At 68.7% G+C, this 16,332-nt stretch carries 18 protein-coding genes and 1 tRNA gene; 13 read left to right on the top strand and 6 right to left on the bottom strand.

What is annotated here, in order from left to right:
- The first annotated feature begins 84 nt into the window (after positions 1–84).
- Together GTH33_RS13385 and GTH33_RS13380 are read left to right on the top strand one after the other, a co-directional pair.
- The gene (locus tag GTH33_RS13385; RefSeq protein ID WP_163958809.1) at positions 85–282 is read left to right on the top strand and encodes a hypothetical protein; all 198 of its coding nucleotides are present in this window, start codon (positions 85–87) and stop codon (positions 280–282) included.
- Between the two features lie 118 nt (positions 283–400).
- A complete protein-coding gene (locus tag GTH33_RS13380) occupies positions 401–589 on the top strand; it encodes a hypothetical protein (RefSeq protein ID WP_163958808.1) in 189 nt (62 codons plus the stop codon).
- Positions 590–610: 21 nt separating this feature from the next.
- Here GTH33_RS13380 and GTH33_RS13375 read toward each other — a convergent pair whose 3' ends face one another.
- Genes GTH33_RS13375 through GTH33_RS13365 form a run of 3 tightly spaced genes read right to left on the bottom strand, consistent with a single transcriptional unit; the run spans position 611 to position 2,426 of the window.
- Positions 611–751, bottom strand: a complete 141-nt coding sequence (locus GTH33_RS13375; protein WP_163958807.1) for a DUF2256 domain-containing protein — start codon at positions 749–751, stop codon at positions 611–613.
- Positions 751–1,854: a 3-dehydroquinate synthase gene (gene aroB / locus GTH33_RS13370; protein ID WP_163958806.1), complete on the bottom strand. Its 1,104-nt coding sequence runs from the start codon at positions 1,852–1,854 to the stop codon at positions 751–753. Before aroB ends, GTH33_RS13375 begins: the two co-directional genes overlap by 1 nt.
- Entirely contained in the window at positions 1,851–2,426 is a 576-nt protein-coding gene (locus GTH33_RS13365) for a shikimate kinase (RefSeq protein ID WP_163958805.1), read from the bottom strand. The genes aroB and GTH33_RS13365 overlap by 4 nt, the downstream gene beginning before the upstream one ends.
- Before the next feature lie 73 nt (positions 2,427–2,499).
- On the opposite strand from GTH33_RS13365, the gene GTH33_RS18320 reads away from it, so the two are divergent.
- From GTH33_RS18320 to GTH33_RS13350, 4 genes are read left to right on the top strand one after another with little or no spacing between them, the layout of a single operon-like run.
- Positions 2,500–2,634: a hypothetical protein gene (locus tag GTH33_RS18320; RefSeq protein WP_262826702.1), complete on the top strand. Its 135-nt coding sequence runs from the start codon at positions 2,500–2,502 to the stop codon at positions 2,632–2,634.
- Between the two features lie 46 nt (positions 2,635–2,680).
- Complete coding sequence (locus GTH33_RS13360) at positions 2,681–4,483, top strand: hypothetical protein (protein ID WP_420853535.1); 1,803 nt, start codon at positions 2,681–2,683, stop codon at positions 4,481–4,483.
- Between the two features lie 2 nt (positions 4,484–4,485).
- Positions 4,486–5,400, top strand: coding sequence for a tyrosine recombinase (locus tag GTH33_RS13355; RefSeq protein ID WP_163960057.1), 915 nt, complete (start codon positions 4,486–4,488; stop codon positions 5,398–5,400).
- A gap of 10 nt (positions 5,401–5,410) precedes the next feature.
- On the top strand, positions 5,411–6,358 hold the full coding sequence (locus GTH33_RS13350) for an acetyl-CoA carboxylase carboxyltransferase subunit alpha (RefSeq protein ID WP_163960055.1): 948 nt from the start codon (positions 5,411–5,413) through the stop codon (positions 6,356–6,358).
- Positions 6,359–6,426: 68 nt separating this feature from the next.
- On the opposite strand, the gene GTH33_RS13345 is transcribed toward GTH33_RS13350, so the two are convergent.
- Together GTH33_RS13345 and GTH33_RS13340 are read right to left on the bottom strand one after the other, a co-directional pair.
- Positions 6,427–6,594: a Flp family type IVb pilin gene (locus GTH33_RS13345; RefSeq protein ID WP_163958804.1), complete on the bottom strand. Its 168-nt coding sequence runs from the start codon at positions 6,592–6,594 to the stop codon at positions 6,427–6,429.
- A gap of 128 nt (positions 6,595–6,722) precedes the next feature.
- Positions 6,723–6,923, bottom strand: coding sequence for a Flp family type IVb pilin (locus GTH33_RS13340; protein ID WP_163958803.1), 201 nt, complete (start codon positions 6,921–6,923; stop codon positions 6,723–6,725).
- Between the two features lie 32 nt (positions 6,924–6,955).
- Here GTH33_RS13340 and GTH33_RS13335 point away from each other — a divergent pair, with 32 nt between their 5' ends.
- Both GTH33_RS13335 and GTH33_RS13330 read left to right on the top strand, forming a co-directional pair.
- Positions 6,956–7,396 carry a (deoxy)nucleoside triphosphate pyrophosphohydrolase gene (locus tag GTH33_RS13335; protein ID WP_163958802.1) on the top strand — a complete coding sequence of 147 codons (441 nt, stop codon included), beginning with the start codon at positions 6,956–6,958 and terminating at the stop codon, positions 7,394–7,396.
- Between the two features lie 77 nt (positions 7,397–7,473).
- Positions 7,474–7,547: transfer RNA gene (locus tag GTH33_RS13330), tRNA-Cys, on the top strand.
- A gap of 100 nt (positions 7,548–7,647) precedes the next feature.
- Here GTH33_RS13330 and GTH33_RS13325 read toward each other — a convergent pair.
- Positions 7,648–8,022, bottom strand: coding sequence for a hypothetical protein (locus tag GTH33_RS13325; RefSeq protein WP_163958801.1), 375 nt, complete (start codon positions 8,020–8,022; stop codon positions 7,648–7,650).
- Positions 8,023–8,180: 158 nt separating this feature from the next.
- Here GTH33_RS13325 and GTH33_RS13320 point away from each other — a divergent pair, with 158 nt between their 5' ends.
- The 5 genes from GTH33_RS13320 (at position 8,181) to GTH33_RS13300 (ending at position 16,166) form a co-directional block, all read left to right on the top strand.
- Positions 8,181–8,861 carry a protein-L-isoaspartate O-methyltransferase family protein gene (locus GTH33_RS13320; RefSeq protein WP_163958800.1) on the top strand — a complete coding sequence of 227 codons (681 nt, stop codon included), beginning with the start codon at positions 8,181–8,183 and terminating at the stop codon, positions 8,859–8,861.
- Positions 8,862–8,878: 17 nt separating this feature from the next.
- Positions 8,879–10,396 carry a TolC family outer membrane protein gene (locus GTH33_RS13315; RefSeq protein ID WP_208404025.1) on the top strand — a complete coding sequence of 506 codons (1,518 nt, stop codon included), beginning with the start codon at positions 8,879–8,881 and terminating at the stop codon, positions 10,394–10,396.
- Between the two features lie 44 nt (positions 10,397–10,440).
- Positions 10,441–11,007: a DUF2497 domain-containing protein gene (locus GTH33_RS13310; RefSeq protein WP_208403980.1), complete on the top strand. Its 567-nt coding sequence runs from the start codon at positions 10,441–10,443 to the stop codon at positions 11,005–11,007.
- A 164-nt stretch (positions 11,008–11,171) separates the two neighbouring features.
- Entirely contained in the window at positions 11,172–13,232 is a 2,061-nt protein-coding gene (locus tag GTH33_RS13305) for a S9 family peptidase (RefSeq protein WP_163958798.1), read from the top strand.
- A 138-nt stretch (positions 13,233–13,370) separates the two neighbouring features.
- A complete protein-coding gene (locus GTH33_RS13300) occupies positions 13,371–16,166 on the top strand; it encodes a valine--tRNA ligase (protein WP_249054902.1) in 2,796 nt (931 codons plus the stop codon).
- The last annotated feature ends 166 nt before the right edge of the window (positions 16,167–16,332 follow it).

Raw genomic sequence — 16,332 nt, 5'->3', positions numbered from 1 at the left:
AGGCCGCCGGATGCTCGCGCTTTTGGAGAAGGCAGGGATCGTGAGGAGAGGCGGGGCGTTGATCGCGCAGAAAGGACCCCTGCCGTGACCAGCCGCACCCATGACGCAGCGCCCCAGGTCACGCCCTCCGGCGGCGTCGTGCTGTTGGACGGGCCTGACGGGATCGCCTTGACCTTCACCGTCGATGCAGCGCTCGAGCTGTCCGATCGCCTGCTGGACGGCGCGATCGAGGCGACGGGAAAGCACGTCGATCCCCGCCTCGGTCCGCCAAGCGACCATTGAGCCATTTCGAGGCCATGGTAGATCGGCACTAATGTCCTAGCCGATCCGCATCATTGTTCTCCGCAGCGTCGGTTTTCTATGGTCGACCGTCCGCACAGACATTTCGCGAAGGGCGATCATGGACCAGCAGACGACAGACCTGCGGCAGCACCTCGTGGCGGCGGCGGACATCGCCGACCGCCTGGAATATTACGTCGTGGCTGCGACCCTGCAACACGCGCTCGACATCCTGGATCGGATGAGCGGTGGCCGGGGGGCGCCGCGCGACCATCGGTCCGCACCGCGGCCCGACGTGTCCGACAGCTGACCCCGGGCGGATTATGCGCGCCTATCGTTTCCTGCGGCAGGCGTCCGAACAATAGACGACGTTGTCCCAGTCCTTCGCCCATTTCTTGCGCCAGGCGAACTGTCGTTCGCAGGCGGGACATATCTTGGTCGGCAGGTTCTGCTTGGCGATACCGTTGGGCATCAGCGCGGCTGCGCGTCGAGGAACGTCTCGACATCGGTGAGGGCGATGGTCTTGTCGAGGTAGGTTTGGCCGATCCCGCGGGCGAGCAGGAAGGGAAGCGTGCCAGCCGCCATCTTCTTGTCGTGGCGCATATGGTCGACCAGCGTCGCGCCTGACGCGCGGATGCCGGCGGCGGCGAGGCCGTCAGGCAGGCGGACGCTGCGCCAATGGGCGGCGACGCGGCTTGCGTCGTCGGAGGGGCAAAGCCCGCGCGCGGCGGAAAACGCAAAGGCGAGGGCGCAACCGGCGGCGACGCCCTCGCCGTGGATCAGTGCCTGCGAAAAGCCCGCCTCCGCCTCCAGCGCATGGCCGAACGTGTGGCCGAGGTTCAGCAGGGCGCGCGTACCGTTGGTCTCGTGCTCGTCGGCCGCGACGATCCGCGCCTTGGCGGCGACGGCGTGGGCGATCGCGTGGACGCGGGCAGCCGGATCGCCCGCGATCAGCGCCGCGCCATGCGCCTCGCACCATGCGAAGAACGCCGGATCGTCGATCAGGCCGTATTTGACGACCTCGGCATAACCGGCGCGGACCTCGCGCGGCGGCAGCGTGTCGAGCACCGACGGGTCGATCAGCACCATGGCAGGCTGGTGGAACGCGCCGATCAGGTTCTTGCCGGCGCGGGTGTTGATCGCGGTCTTGCCGCCGACCGAACTGTCGACCTGCGCGAGCAGCGTCGTCGGCACCTGGACAAAGTGGCAGCCGCGCTTGAGGATGGCGCAGGCGAACCCGACGAGGTCGCCGATCACGCCGCCGCCGAGCGCCACGACATGGTCGCCGCGCTCGATGCCGAGGTCGAGCAACCGGTCGCAGAGCGCGGCGAGCGACGTCCAGCTCTTGGTCGATTCGCCCGGGGGCAGCACGATCGCCTCGCTCCGTACGCCGGCATCGGCCAGCGCCGTCTGCAATGCGGCGCAATGCGGCCGGACGTTTTCGTCGGTGACGATCGCCATCGTCCGGCCGCGGGCGAGCGGGCCGAGGTGATCGGCGGCGCGGGCCAGCAGCCCCGCCTCGATCAGGATGGGATAGCTGCGTGCCCCCAGCGCGACGTCGATCCGCCGGCTCATGCCTCCGGTGCCGCCCGGCCGAACCCGATTGCCTGAAGGATCGCATTGACGGTGGTGTCGTGCGGGGATTTGTTGCTGGTGATGTGGATATGCGCCTCGGCGTAGATCGGATTGCGGACGGTGGCGAGTTCGGACAGCACCTGCCGCGGGTTGCGGCCGCGCAGCAGCGGGCGGGTATCGCGGCGGCCGACGCGTTCGGCAAGGACGTCGGGGTGCGCGTGCAGCCAGATCGCGGTCGACGTCGCCAGGATCAGCGCGCGGGTATCGTCGTTGATGAACGCACCGCCGCCGGTCGCGATCACCTTGGGCCGGCCATCCATCAGCCGGGCGATGACGCGGCGTTCGCCGTCGCGGAAATAGGGTTCGCCGAACCGTTCGAAGATTTCGGCGACGGTCATGCCGGCGGCCTCCTCGATCGCGGTGTCCGCATCGACGAACGGCAGGCGCAGCCGCCCGGCCAGGCGGCGCCCGACCGTCGACTTGCCGACGCCCATCAGTCCGACGAGCACGATCGGCCGTTGCTGCGCGGACCGGTCGGTGCCGGCGATGGGGGGATGAGCGCTTTGCAACATGGACATGGGCGCTATACAGCGGGTGAGGACGGGGCAAAAGCTCCGGTCGCGTTTTCGTCTTCCAAGGTACGCTATGTCCCGCTTGCTGCTCTCCGTCATCGTGCTCCTCGTGGTGGTGGTCGGCGGCCTGTTCCTGCTCGCCGGGCGGGCATCGGAGCGGCCGCAGACCCATGTCGAGAAGGCCGTGACGCTTGCCAACCTCAGCTAAGGCGCGGGGGTCCGTCGTCCTGCGCTGCGGCGTCGCCGCGGTCGCGATGATCGCGGCCGGGCTGTCCGCCTATGAACCGGCGACCGGACAGGAGCGGCCCGAATCGATCCTGCCGCCCGGGTTCGGCGAACCCGCCGCCCAGCCGTCGCCGCGCGCCCCCGCCGCCACGCCGCGCCCCGGCGCCAGCCCTGCCGCGCCCACGACGAATGCCGGTATCGCGCCGACGCCGGCCGCGACCGGCATGGTCCAGCCGCTGCCCGGTGCATCGCCCACCCCGGAGGCGAGCGCGACGCCCGCCGCCACGCCGACCGTCGATGCGGCGGTGCTGGCACAATATGAGATGCCGGCCTTCGCCCGCCGGTCGCTGGAGCTGGTCGGTCCGGCCGGCCCGCGTGAGGGCGCTTTGGCCGCGGACGCCTTCAAGGGCGCCGACGGACGCTTCGTCGAGGGGCTGATGCGCCGCGTCGCCGCCCCGTTGCCGTCGCGCTGGCTGTCAATCCTGCTGCGGCGGACGCTGGTCGCACAACTGGATACGCCGGCGCGGGTGCATGGTGCGGATTTCGCCGCCGAGCGTGCCTGGCTGCTGCTGCGGATGGGCGAGGCGGTCGGCGCGCGCGCGGTCGTGCAGAGCGTCGACAACGCCCATTACACGCCCAAACTGTATCAGGTCGCGATGAACACCGCGCTGGCAACCGGCGATCCGGCGGAACTGTGCCCGATTGCCGATGCCGCGCTGGCGGCAACGCGCGAGCGGGGCTGGTCGCTGGCGCAGGCGATGTGTGCCGGCCTGTCGGGCGAACCGGCGCGGGCGAAGGCGCTGGTTACCGCCGCGCGCCGGCGCAAGGTCGCCAGCGGCATCGACCTGCAACTGGCGCAGAAGGTCGTCGGTGCCGGCCCCAACGGTGGTCAGGCGGTGACGATCGAATGGGCCGGGGTGAACGAACTCAGCGCCTGGCGGTTCGGGCTGGCCACGGCGACCGGGGTGACGATCCCCGATTCGCTGCTCGCCACCGTTGGGCCGCAGACCCGTTACTGGTACGCGCTGTCGCCGAGCATCCCGCTTGCCGATCGGCTGGCATCGGCAGAGGCGGCGACCGCGCAGGGCGTGCTGTCGGCATCGGCGCTGATCGACCTCTACGGGGCCGTCGATGCGGCCAACGACATGCCGACCGCGGCCGCCGCTGCCGCCAACGACCTGCAGGCCGCCTATGTCGGCAACGACATCAATACGCGGCTCACCGCGATGCGCAGCCTGTGGGGCAAGGCGGATCGGTCGGCGGACAAGGAGCCCGCCTATGCCCGGCTGGTGCTGACCGCGCGCGCGGCGGCGCGGTTGCCCGCACGGCTGGGGGTGGAGGATGCCCGCTATCTGGTCGCATCGATGCTGACCGCGGGGCTGGACCGCAGCGCGGCGCGCTGGCGGGCGGCGGTGGACGAGGGCGGCGATGCCTGGGCGATGATCGCGCTCGCCGATCCCGATGCCGGCGGGCGGCTGAGCTATCGTGCGCTGTCGTCCTATTCGGGGCGCGGCGATGCGGCGCTGAAGCAGCGCTTGTTCTTTGCCGGGCTCGCCGGGCTGGGTCGGCTGTCGGCCGACGACATCGAGCGGGCGGCGGCGGCACTCGACGTGCGGATCGGGGCGGAGAACAGCTGGACGCGCGCCATCGACCGGGCCGCGGCGGAGGGGCAGCAGGGGACCGTGGTGGTGCTCGCGGCGATCGGCATGCAGACGCCGGCGTGGCGCGGCGTGTCGCCTGCGATGCTGTACCGGATCGTCGGCGCCCTGCGTTCGGTCGGGCTTGAGGGCGAGGCGCGGATGATCGCGGCAGAGGCGCTGGCGCGGGTGTGACGATCGGGCAGGACCGCGCGTTGATCGAGCGGTTTCTCGAAATGCTCGCAGCGGAGGCGGGGGCCGCGGCGAATACGATCGCGGCCTATCGCAGCGATCTGTCGCTGGCCTCCGCCACGCTGGACGGCGGATTGAGCACCGCCGGTGCGGTGCAGTTGCAGGCGTTGGCGGAGGACTGGCGTGCGCTGGCGCGCAGCACGGTGGCGCGCAAATCCGCGGCGTTGCGGCGGTTCTACGCCTTCCTCGCCGACGAGGGGCATCGGGCGGACGACCCCGGCAAGGCGCTGCCCCGCCCGGGCACGGCACGACCGCTGCCCAAGGTGCTGAGCCACGCCGATGTAGACCGCCTGTTCGCCGTGATCGCGGAACGTTGCGCGGTCGAGCGGCCATCGCCGGGCGACCTGCGGCTCGCGGCGCTGGTCGAGCTGCTCTATGGATCGGGACTGCGCGCGACCGAGCTGGTCGGCCTGCCCCGCAACGCCATCCATCCCGACCGGCCCTATCTGATCCTGCGCGGCAAGGGCGGTCGCGAGCGGCTGGTGCCGATATCGGACCGGGCGCGGGCGGCGGTGGCGGCGTGGCGGACCCATGTCGCGGCAGCGACGGCGTGGCTGTTCCCGTCGGGCAGATCGCACCTGTCGCGGGTTCGGCTGTATCAGCTGGTGAAGGTGCTGGCGGCCGATGCCGGCATTCCGCCCGACCGGGTGAGCCCGCACGTGCTGCGCCATGCGTTCGCCACGCATCTGCTCGCCGGGGGCGCCGACCTGCGCGCGCTGCAATCGATGCTGGGCCACGCCGATATCGCGACGACCGAAATCTACACGCACGTCGATGCCAGCCGCCTGGTCGAACTGGTCAACACCCGCCACCCCCTCGCCGACACGGGCCGCGTTGACGCAGGCGCGCGTCGCCCGTAACCCGCGCGGCATGGCGAGCTTTCTCGAATTTGAAAAACCGATTGCCGAACTGCAGGGGCGGATCGACGAACTGCGTGCGACCGCGGCGGATGGCACCATCGACATCGGCGCCGACCTGGCGCGGCTGCAGGCGAAGTCCGACAAGCTGTTGCGCGATACCTTCGCCAAGCTGACGCCGTGGCAGAAGACGCAGGTGGCCCGCCACCCCGAACGACCGCATTTCAAGGATTACGTCGCCGGGCTGTTCGACGAATTCGTGCCGCTGGCCGGCGATCGTGCCTTTGGTGACGACCAGGCGATCATGGGCGGCTTTGCCAGCTTTCGCGGGCGCAAGGTCATGGTCTTGGGCCATGAAAAGGGTTCGGACACCGCCACCCGGCTCCGCCACAATTTCGGCATGGGCAAGCCCGAGGGCTATCGCAAGGCGATCCGGCTGGTCGAACTGGCGGACCGGTTCGGGCTGCCGGTGGTGACGCTGGTCGACACGATGGGCGCCTTTCCCGGTATCGAGGCGGAGGAGCGCGGCCAGGCCGAGGCGATCGCCCGCTCGACCGAAGCGTGCCTGGCGGCGGGCGTACCGGTCATCGCCGCGATCGTCGGCGAAGGCGGATCGGGCGGCGCGGTGGCGCTGGCCGCGGGCAATCGCGTGCTGATGTTCGAACATGCGATCTATTCGGTCATCAGTCCCGAAGGCTGCGCATCGATCCTGTGGCGGACCGCGGACAAGGCCGCCGACGCGGCCGAGGCGATGCGGGTGACCGCGCAGGACCTGAAGACGTTCGGCGTGATCGATACCATCGTGCCCGAACCGCTGGGCGGCGCACACCGCGACCCGGCGGAGGCGATCCGCCTGCTCGGCGATGCACTGGCCGCGGCGCTCGACACGCTGGACCACCGCGATGCCGCGGCGCTGCGCCAGGAACGGCGCGACAAGTTCCTGGCGATGGGCCGGCTCTGACCCACAGGAAAAGGGCGGCGGAACTGGAGTTCCGCCGCCCTTTTGGCAATCGTCGTTCGTATCGGCGATCAGGTCGCCGACATGTTCGACGACACGTTCTGGAAGGTGGTCTTGAGCTTGTTGCCCAGGCCCTGCATGGCGGCGATGGCGGCCACGGCGATCAGCGCTGCGATCAGGCCGTATTCGATGGCGGTCGCGCCCTTGCTGTTCTTGATGAACTTGCGAATCGTCTGCATTCCGGTCTCCATATTCGAAACTTCAGTCACCCGGCTGAACCGGTGAACCGGAGCAGCGATCGGAGATGTAGGGGGGCAAGGTTGCCAAAGATTTAAGCTCGTCCCGGTTTTTCGGAACCTTTTGCGAATCAGCCCGCGGCCACGACCTTGGTACTGACGTTGTTCCACACATTGGTGTTGGCGTTGGCGACCTGCTTCAGCGCGGCGACCATGGCGATGACGATCAGCGCGACGATCAGGCCGTATTCCACCGCGGTCGCGCCGCGCGTATCGCCAAGGGCAGGACGCAGCCGACTGGCCAGCCAGCGAAGGATGGGGCGCAAGGTCATGAAACGGCGGCATAGTCAGGAAGGCTTAAGGAATGGCTGACGACAGGCCCGGAACGTCCGCATCGGATCGCGCCCCGACGTTGCTGCCGGTCGTCGCCGCGGCACTGGTTGACGGCGAAGGCCGCGTGCTGCTGCAACGGCGTCCCCCCGGCAAGCAGATGGCCGACCTGTGGGAATTTCCCGGCGGCAAGATCGAACCGGGCGAATCGCCGGAGGCGGCACTGGCGCGCGAACTGGCCGAGGAACTGGCGATCACCGTCGATCCCGCGACCGCGATCCCGCTGACCTTCGCCAGCGCCGCTCTGGGGCAGCGCCACCTGCTGCTGCTCCTCTACCTGATCCGCGACTGGCAGGGCGAACCACGCCCCCTGGAGGCGAGCGCGCTGGCATGGGTACTGCCGCAAGACATGCACGCGCTGGCGATGCCCCCCGCCGACGTGCCGCTGGTCGCGATGCTGGAGCGGCTGTTGTGAGGGCGACGGGACGGACCGCGACAATCGACGGTTGACGGGTGCGGCAAAACCGATCATCTGCCGCCCTCCCGCTTCGAGGCCCGATGGCGGAGTGGTTACGCAGAGGACTGCAAATCCTTGCACGCCGGTTCGATTCCGGCTCGGGCCTCCACCGTTCGCGAACAGGTTCGCGGACGATATCCGAGAAAATCCCCGCCGGTGACGATCCCGTGCGATGGCCCGCCGCCGGGCGGGCGCCCGGTGATGGCCGTCTAGGCGTCCGCTGCCGGTTCGGGCGGCACCTCGCGGTCGGGGCGGATGGTGACGCGCGCGCGATCCCGGTGCAGCAGCATCGGGCGCATGCGGATGCCGAGGCAGATCACGGTCGGCCAGAACAGCGTGTTGAGGATGTCCGAAATGGTATCCTCCCACCGCCATGAGCCGAACTGCAACCGGTCCATGACCTCGTTGAACGCCTCGGCCAGCACCACCAGCGACCACGGCACGAAGCTGCCCAGCGACCGGCGGGTGAGCACGCGTGCGATCATCAGCACCGCCATGCCGGCGTGAATGTGCAGGATCGTATCGGGCAGGCCGGTGCCGTCGCCGATCCAGTCGATGAACTTGTGGTAGGTCGCAGGAATCATGCCCGTTCCATAGGGGCTGGGCGTCACGCTGACCATCCACGCACGATAGCGGCCGGGGGCAGCGTTCCGTCGCTTGGCGGCAGGCGATGCGCACGATACAAGCCGGTCTGTCACGAAGTGTATTGCGTAGCTAATACGGCTGTGCGAGAGGGGTCATCATGAACATCAGCCTCGGTAACAACGATCTGGATCAGGCGGCGTCGGAGACGATGCGCCATGCGATGGTGGCGAGCCAGTTGCGCACCAACGCGGTCAGCGACCAGCGCATCCTGGTGGCCATGAACACCGTGCCGCGCGAGGCCTTCGTGCCCGCCGACGTGCGCGGCCTGGCCTATCGCGACACCGCGCTGCCGGTGGCGGGCGGCCGCGCGATCAACCTGCCGATGGTCACCGGCCGGCTGCTGACCGAAGCCTATCTCGAACGCGGCGACCGCGTGCTGCTGATCGGTGCGGCGGGCGGCTACACCGCCGCGATCCTGGCGCAGATCGTCGCCGATGTCGTCGCGGTCGAGGAGGATGCGGCGCTGGCGGCGCTGGCGCGCGAGGCGCTGGCCGGCATGGCCAACGTGCGCGTGGTCGAGGGACCGCTCGCCGAGGGCGCGGCGGATGGCGGGCCGTACGACGTGCTGATCGTCGACGGCGCGGTCCAGCACGTCCCGGATCGGCTGGTCGGCCAGGTCGAGACCGGCGGCCGGGTCGTCACCGGTCTGGTCGAACACGGCGTCATCCGCCTCGCCAGCGGGCGCAGGACCGACGGCGGCTTCGGCTTGGCGCCCTTCATGGACAGCGATTGCGTCGTGCTGCCGGGGTTTGCGGCGCCGCAGGGTTTCAGGTTCTAGGCCATGCCGACGGGGGGATGATGCGGGGATTGTTGCTGAGGGGGCTGCTGGGCGGCGCCGCGCTGGCGGGGCTTGCCGCGCCGGCGGGGGCGGAAACGCTGCGCGAAGCGCTCGCCAAGGCCTATGCGTCCAACCCGACGATCACCGGGCAGCGCGCGGCGCAGCGTGCGACCGATGAAAACGTGCCGATCGCCCGCGCCAGCGGCCTGCCGGGGGTCAATGCCACCGCCTCGCTCACCGACAATTTCTTGATCGCCAACAACAATTTCGCCAATCCGGAACGCGTCGGGCAGGGCGCGCTCAATTTCTCCGTGCCGCTGTTCCAGGGCGGCGCGGTGAAGAATTCGGTCCGTGCCGCCGAAACCCGCGTCGATGCCGGCCGCGCGACGCTGCGCGGGATGGAGGCGACGACGTTCACCAATGTCGTCGCCGCCTATATGAACGTTATCCGCGACGAGGCGATCACCTCGCTCAACCAGCAGAACGTGCGCGTGCTCGAAGTGAACCTGCGCGCCAGCCGCGACCGCTTCCAGGTCGGCGACCTCACCCGTACCGACGTCGCCCAGTCCGAAGCGCGACTGGCGCTCGCCCGCGCGCAATTGCAGCAGGCCGAGGCGCAGCTGATCTCCAGCCGCGAAAACTACATCCAGGTCGTCGGCACGCCCCCGGTCGCGCTGGAGGAGCCGCCGCTGCTCCCCAACCTGCCCGATTCACCTACGACCGCGGTCGGCGTGGCGCTGGAGAACAATCCGAACCTGATCGCCGCACGTCGCCAGGCCGATGCCACCCGCTTCGACATCAACGTGGCGCGGGCCAACCGGCTGCCGCGGGTGACGGGTGTCGCCGGACCGAACTACTTCAACTATCTGAATTCGCTGCCATCGGGCAGCCCGGTGCGCAATTCGGGGACCGCGGCGTCGGCCGGCCTGCAATTCTCGCTGCCGCTGTTCCAGGGCGGCCGCCCCGCCGCACAGGTGCGGCAGGCGCAGGCCCAGCGCAGCCAGGCGCTCGAGAACGTCACCGCCACCGAACGCGGCGTCATCGCGCAGGCGCGCTCCGCCTATGCGATCTGGCGCTCCTCGCAGCAGGTGATCGCCTCGTCGGAAACCGCGGTGAATGCCAACAAGCTGAGCCTTGAGGGCGTCCGCGCCGAGAACAGCGTCGGCACGCGCACCATCCTCGACATCCTCAACGCCGAACAGGAATTGCTCAACAGCCAGGTGACGCTGGTGACCGCGCGGCGCGACGCCTATGTCGCGGGCTTCGCGCTGCTCGCGGCGATGGGCAACGCCGAGGCGCGCGACCTGGGGCTGGACGGCGGCGCGCTGTACGATCCCGTCACCAATTACCAGCGCGTGCGGCGCCGGATCAACGATTTCGACAGCGATCCCGAACCGGTGGCGGTGTCCGTCACCACGGCGCAGACGCCGGCGCAGACCGCGGCAGTATCGCGGCCGCTCGATCCGATGCTCGATACGCCGGTTGACAGGAGCCCCGGCTTGACGACAGGTGCTGCTTCGCCGAACCGTCAGTGATGATGATGGGCGCGGCCACGGAAAAGAGCAGGGACGTCAGGGCAATGGGGGATATGAGCGCCGAACCGTCGATGGAGGAGATCCTCTCGTCGATCAAACGCATCATCGCCGAGGAGGGCGAGGGGACGCAGGCGCGCAGCCGCCGTCCGCGCGCCGTGCCGCAACCGATCGAGCCGGAGCCCGAAGAGGTGCTGGAACTCAGCGACCCGATACCGGCGCCGCAGCAGTACGAGCCCGAACCGGAGCCCGCCCCCGCGCCCGCTCCGCGTACGGCCGCGCGTCAGCAACCCGCCCCGCAGCAACCCGCCCCGCAGCAGGCGGCGCCGTCGATGCAACCGCCACGCCCGGCACCCGTTCAACCTGCGATGACCTCCGCCATGAACGACGAACCGATCCTGTCCCAGCGCACCGCCGCGGCGAGCCTGGGGTCGCTGGAAACGCTGAGCAAGCTGCTCGTCAAGCCGGAGCCGGATAGCGATGGCACGCTCGAAGGGCTGGTACGCGAGATGCTGCGACCGATGCTGCGCGAATGGCTCGACACCCATCTGCCCGATATGGTCGAAACGCTGGTCGCGCGCGAGATCGCCAAGATCACCTCGCAAATGCGCTGAGCCGCCTGACCCACCCGGATTCCGGCGAAGGCCGGACGCGGGTGGGCAGGGTGCCATTCGCACTCCCACCACGGTCCCGCCGGCAGTCGGCGTTCGTCGGCACGCCGTAGAAATGCGCTCGCGCGGCCGTTGCCCGCGCATCGCGTTCGTCCTACCCTTTCGCCATGAAGACGCTCCTCACCGCGAGCCTGCTCGCCCCCGCCGCCCTGACCGCCGCCCTGACCACCGCGTTGTCCGCCGCTCCCGCCGCCGCCCGCCAACTCACCATCGATGACGTATCGACGCTCAGCCGCGTCGGTGCACCCACCGCATCGACCGATGGCAAATGGCTGGTCTGGGCGCAGCGCGAAACCGACCTTACCGCCAACCGCGGTCGCTACGACCTCTGGCGGCTCGACCTGGGGCGCAAGGGCGCCAAGCCCGAGCCGCTGCTCGCCGAAGCGGACGTCAACGAGAACGACCCGCAAATCGTCGGCTCCACCGTCTATTTCAGCTCCGACAAGGGCGGCGACGATGCGATCTGGGCGATGCCCGTCACCGGTGGCCAGCCCCGGAAACTGACCGGGTTCCAGGGCGGCTTCGGCGGTTTCAAGGTCGCGCCGACCGGCGACCGCATCCTCGTCTGGGCCGATCGCAAGCCCAACGCACCCAGCCTCGCCCCCGCGCTGGAGAAGAAGGACGCCAACGCCGGCGAGGGCCGGGTCTACGACAAGCTGTTCGTCCGCCATTGGGATCGCTGGGTCGACGGCACGCATTCGCAGCTGTTCGTGCTGCCGCTCACCGCCGCGGGCGCGCCGGGCGACGGCGTTGCGATCGGCCATGGCATCGACGGCGATGCCCCCTCGCGCCCGTTCGGCGGCGGTGAAGAGGTGTCGTGGAGCGCGGACGGAAAAACCGTCTATTTCGCCCTCCGCATCGCCGGCACCACCGAACCGCTGTCTACCAACCTCGACATCTGGTCCGCTCCTGCCGATGGATCGGCGGCGCCCGTCAATCTCACCGCCGCCAATCGGGCAACCGACAATCTGCCAACCGTCTCGCCCGACGGGCGCAGCCTTGCATGGTTCGCGATGAAGCGCCCCGGTTTCGAAGCCGACCGGCAAGTGCTGATGCTGCGCGATCTCGCCACCGGGCAGGTGCGCGCGCTGACCGAGAATTGGGACCGCTCGGTCGGATCGATCGCCTGGTCGCCCGATTCGAAGCGCATCTATGTTACCGCGCAGGATACGCAGGAAAACCCGCTGTTCGCCGTCGACCCCGCGTCGGGCAAGGTAACGCGCCTGACGCAGGCGGGCCACGTCTCCGCGGTCGCGCCGACGCCGAAGGGCGCGGTGATCGCGATGAACAGCCTGACCGCGCCCGACGATTTCTACGCCGTGTTCGCGAAGGGCAAACCCGTTCGCCTGACGGCGGTCAACGCCGCCCGGCTCGCCGGGATCGACATGCCGACCGTCTCCCGGTTCAGCTTCACCGGCGCCAACAACGACACCGTCTGGGGCTATGCGGTGAAGCCCGCCGGCAGCACCGGGAAGGTGCCCGTCGCCTTCATGGTCCACGGTGGACCGCAGGGGTCGAGCGACAACAGCTGGTCGTATCGCTGGAACCCGGCGGTGTTCGCCGGCGCGGGCTATGGCCTCGTCGCCGTCGATTTCCACGGCTCGACCGGCTACGGACAGGCCTTCACCGACGCGATCAGCAACAATTGGGGCGGCTGGCCGCTCGAGGACCTGAAGGCAGGCCTCGCCACCGCGACGACGAAGTTCGCCTGGCTCGACGGCACCCGCGCCTGCGCGCTCGGCGCCTCCTACGGCGGCTATATGATGAACTGGATCGAGGGCCAGTGGGCCGATCGCTTCCAGTGCATCGTCCAGCACGACGGCGTCTTCGACGCCCGCGCCATGGCGTACGAGACCGAGGAATTGTGGTTCGACGAATGGGAACACGGCGGCAAGACCTATCACCAGGACCCCGCCGCCTATGAAAAGTGGAACCCGGTCAATTACGTCCAGAACTGGAAGACGCCGATGCTGGTCATCACCGGCGAAAAGGACTTCCGCATCCCCTATACACAAGGGCTCGCCGCCTTCACCGCCCTCCAACGCCGCGGCATCCCCTCGCGCCTGCTCGTCAACCCGAACGAGAACCACTGGGTGCTGAAACCGAAGAATTCGCGCCAATGGTACGGCGAGGTGCTCGGCTGGATGAACCGGTGGACGGCGAAGTAACCCGCGTCTTGGCCCGACTCGTTTAGCGGAGGCGGGCGGGGGGTGACGAACCGCGTCACCCCCCGCTAAGGGAGGCGCCATGACCGAGCTTCCCAAGACCTTCGACCCCGCCGCCATCGAATCGCGCTGGTACGACCATTGGGAGACCAGCGGCCAGTTCCGTCCCGACCGGCCCGGCGCCGAACCCTGGACGATCGTCAACCCCCGCCCAACGTCACCGGCTCGCTGCATATCGGCCATGCGCTCGACAATACGCTGCAGGACATCCTGACGCGGCATGCGCGGTTGAAGGGCAAGGATGCGCTGTGGGTGGTCGGCACCGACCATGCGGGCATCGCGACGCAGATGGTCGTGGAGCGGCAGATGGCGCTGAAGCAGCAGAAGCGCACCGACTTCACCCGCGACGAATTCGTCGCCAGGGTGTGGGACTGGAAGGCGGAGAGCGGCGGCGAGATCACGCGTCAGCTCCGCCGCCTCGGCTGCTCGATGGACTGGGCCAACGAACGCTTCACGATGGACGAGGGCTTTTCCAAGGCCGTCCTGAAGGTGTTCGTCGAACTGCACCGGCAGGGCCTGCTCTACCGCGACAAGCGGCTGGTCAACTGGGACCCGGGCCTCGGCACCGCGATCAGCGACCTCGAGGTCGAAACGCGTGAGGTGCGCGGCAGCTTCTGGCGACTGCGCTATCCGCTCGCCGACGGATCGGGCTTTATCGAGGTCGCGACGACGCGGCCCGAGACGATGCTCGCCGACATGGCGGTCGCCGTGCACCCGACCGACGAACGCTACACCGCCCTGATCGGCAAGCAGGTGCGGCTGCCGATCACCGGTCGCCTGATCCCGATCGTCGCCGACGAACATGCCGATCCCGAACTCGGGTCGGGCGCGGTGAAGATCACGCCGGGCCACGATTTCAACGATTTCGAGGTCGGCCGCCGCGCCGGGATCGAGGCGCGGGCGATGCTCAACATGCTCGATGCCAAGGCGCATATCGTCCAGACCGCCGACGGGCTGATCCCCGCCGACCTGATCGGCCTCGCCACCGCCGATGCGCGCAAGGCGGTCGTCGCCCGGCTGAAGGCGGACGGCGTGCTGATCCCGCATGTCGACAAGGACGGCGAGGAACACGACGCCGAACCGCGCACCATCCAGACGCCCTATGGCGATCGCTCGGGCGTGGTGATCGAACCCTGGCTGACCGATCAATGGTACGTCGATGCCGCGACGCTGGCGAAACCGGCGATCGACGCGGTGCGCAGCGACGCGATTCGGATCGTGCCGAAGACGTGGGAAAAGACCTTCTTCAACTGGATGGAGAACATCCAGCCGTGGTGCGTGTCGCGGCAATTGTGGTGGGGGCATCGCATCCCGGCGTGGTTCGGCCCGGAACTTCGAGACGGCAAGCTAGTGATGCAAGTGAACAAGCAAGGTGCTGCCCGCGACAGCGGAAATGCACCGCTCTCTGGCAATAAGGCATTTGTTGCTGAAACAGAGGAAGAAGCTTTAAGGCTCGCGCAGGAGTATTACGGACCGCACGAAGAAATCATCCTCGGTACCGTATCGGGCGTCGTGCCCCAGACGACACCTGATGGACTGCCCAATTTTTACAAGATCAGCATTGCCCGCGATCCAGACGTCCTCGATACGTGGTTTTCATCAGCATTATGGCCGTTCGCGACGATGGGCTGGCCGGACGATACCGACCCGACGCTCGGCGGCCGCTATCCCAACGACGTGCTGATCTCGGGCTTCGACATCCTGTTCTTCTGGAACGCCCGCATGATGATGCAGGGCATGCACTTCATGAAGGATGTGCCGTTCAGGACGCTCTACCTCCACGGCCTCGTCCGGGCGGCGGACGGCGCCAAGATGTCGAAGTCCAAGGGCAACACCGTCGATCCGCTCGGCCTGATCGACAGATACGGCGCCGACGCGCTGCGCTTCTTCATGGCGGCGATGGAAAGCCAGGGCCGCGACATCAAGATGGATGAGAAGCGGGTCGAGGGCTATCGCAACTTCGCCACCAAGCTGTGGAACGCCAGCCGCTTCTGCCAGGCGAACGGCATCGGCGGATCGACGACGCTCGAAGCACCCGAGGCGAGCCTCGCGGTCAACCAGTGGATCATCGCCGAAACCGTGCGCACGGTGCAGGCGGTCGACCTCGCGCTTGCCGACTATCGCTTCGATGGCGCCGCGAACGCGATCTACCAGTTCGTCTGGAGCCGGTTCTGCGACTGGTATCTCGAACTCATCAAACCGGTCCAGGCCGGCGAGGAACGCGGCACGATCGATGCGGAGAGCAAGGCCGTCGCCGGCTGGGTGCTCGACCAGATCCTCGTCCTGCTGCACCCGTTCATGCCGTTCATCACTGAGGAATTGTGGCATGCCATGGCCCCGGCCGGGGCGCCGCGCGCCCACGACCTGATCGTCGCGCAATGGCCGATGGCGGACGCGCGCAGCCTCGATCCCGCGGCAGAGCAGGAAATCGACTGGCTGATCCGCCTCGTCGGGGAAATCCGTGCCGCGCGGACCGAATTGAACGTGCCCCCCGGCGCACGCCTGCCGCTGTACGTCCGCGATGCAGGGCCGGTGACCAGCGAACGGCTCGCCCGCCAGGCGGCGGTGCTCGCCCGTCTCGCGCGGGTCGAGCGTGCCGAGGGCGACGCGGCCGGCGGTGCCGCGCAGGTGGTCGTCGACGAAGTTACGTTCGTCCTCCCGCTCGAAGGCGTCATCGACCTCGACGCCGAGCGCAGCCGCCTGACCAAGGCGATCGCCGCCGCCGCCAAGGAACGCGACGCGCTGGCCGGGCGCCTCGGCAATGCGAGCTTCGTCGAGCGTGCCAAGCCGGAAGCGGTGGAAAAGGCCAGGGCCGACCACGCCGACAAGGCTGCCGAGGCCGACCGCCTGTCGGCCGCGCTGGCACGGCTGGGATGACCCCTCTTCGTACCCCGGCCTTGGCCGGGGTACGAAGGAGGAGAGCAAGCAAGCCCTGTCCTACAAGTCCCAAATCTGCCAGCCTCCCGGGATGGCCCGGCACCCCCTCATCCGTATCCGAATACCGACCGCCCGACGGCAAGCGCTTCGCATCGCGACGTAGTGG

This window comes from Sphingomonas insulae, from assembly GCF_010450875.1.
GTDB lineage: Bacteria > Pseudomonadota > Alphaproteobacteria > Sphingomonadales > Sphingomonadaceae > Sphingomonas > Sphingomonas insulae.
Note: the sequence above shows the minus strand (reverse complement) of the source record. Positions and strands in the feature narration are given on the sequence as shown.

What these genes read in the sequence shown, in the direction of transcription:
- GTH33_RS13380 (WP_163958808.1), top strand. Translation starts at nt 401, where the DNA reads ATGGACCAGCAGACGACAGACCTGCGGCAGCACCTCGTGGCGGCGGCG.
- GTH33_RS13375 (WP_163958807.1), bottom strand. Translation starts at nt 751, where the DNA reads ATGCCCAACGGTATCGCCAAGCAGAACCTGCCGACCAAGATATGTCCC.
- aroB (WP_163958806.1), bottom strand. Translation starts at nt 1,854, where the DNA reads ATGAGCCGGCGGATCGACGTCGCGCTGGGGGCACGCAGCTATCCCATC.
- GTH33_RS13365 (WP_163958805.1), bottom strand. Translation starts at nt 2,426, where the DNA reads ATGTTGCAAAGCGCTCATCCCCCCATCGCCGGCACCGACCGGTCCGCG.
- GTH33_RS18320 (WP_262826702.1), top strand. Translation starts at nt 2,500, where the DNA reads ATGTCCCGCTTGCTGCTCTCCGTCATCGTGCTCCTCGTGGTGGTGGTC.
- GTH33_RS13360 (WP_420853535.1), top strand. Translation starts at nt 2,681, where the DNA reads ATGATCGCGGCCGGGCTGTCCGCCTATGAACCGGCGACCGGACAGGAG.
- GTH33_RS13350 (WP_163960055.1), top strand. Translation starts at nt 5,411, where the DNA reads ATGGCGAGCTTTCTCGAATTTGAAAAACCGATTGCCGAACTGCAGGGG.
- GTH33_RS13345 (WP_163958804.1), bottom strand. Translation starts at nt 6,594, where the DNA reads ATGCAGACGATTCGCAAGTTCATCAAGAACAGCAAGGGCGCGACCGCC.
- GTH33_RS13340 (WP_163958803.1), bottom strand. Translation starts at nt 6,923, where the DNA reads ATGACCTTGCGCCCCATCCTTCGCTGGCTGGCCAGTCGGCTGCGTCCT.
- GTH33_RS13335 (WP_163958802.1), top strand. Translation starts at nt 6,956, where the DNA reads ATGGCTGACGACAGGCCCGGAACGTCCGCATCGGATCGCGCCCCGACG.
- GTH33_RS13325 (WP_163958801.1), bottom strand. Translation starts at nt 8,022, where the DNA reads ATGATTCCTGCGACCTACCACAAGTTCATCGACTGGATCGGCGACGGC.
- GTH33_RS13320 (WP_163958800.1), top strand. Translation starts at nt 8,181, where the DNA reads ATGAACATCAGCCTCGGTAACAACGATCTGGATCAGGCGGCGTCGGAG.
- GTH33_RS13315 (WP_208404025.1), top strand. Translation starts at nt 8,879, where the DNA reads ATGATGCGGGGATTGTTGCTGAGGGGGCTGCTGGGCGGCGCCGCGCTG.
- GTH33_RS13310 (WP_208403980.1), top strand. Translation starts at nt 10,441, where the DNA reads ATGGGGGATATGAGCGCCGAACCGTCGATGGAGGAGATCCTCTCGTCG.
- GTH33_RS13305 (WP_163958798.1), top strand. Translation starts at nt 11,172, where the DNA reads ATGAAGACGCTCCTCACCGCGAGCCTGCTCGCCCCCGCCGCCCTGACC.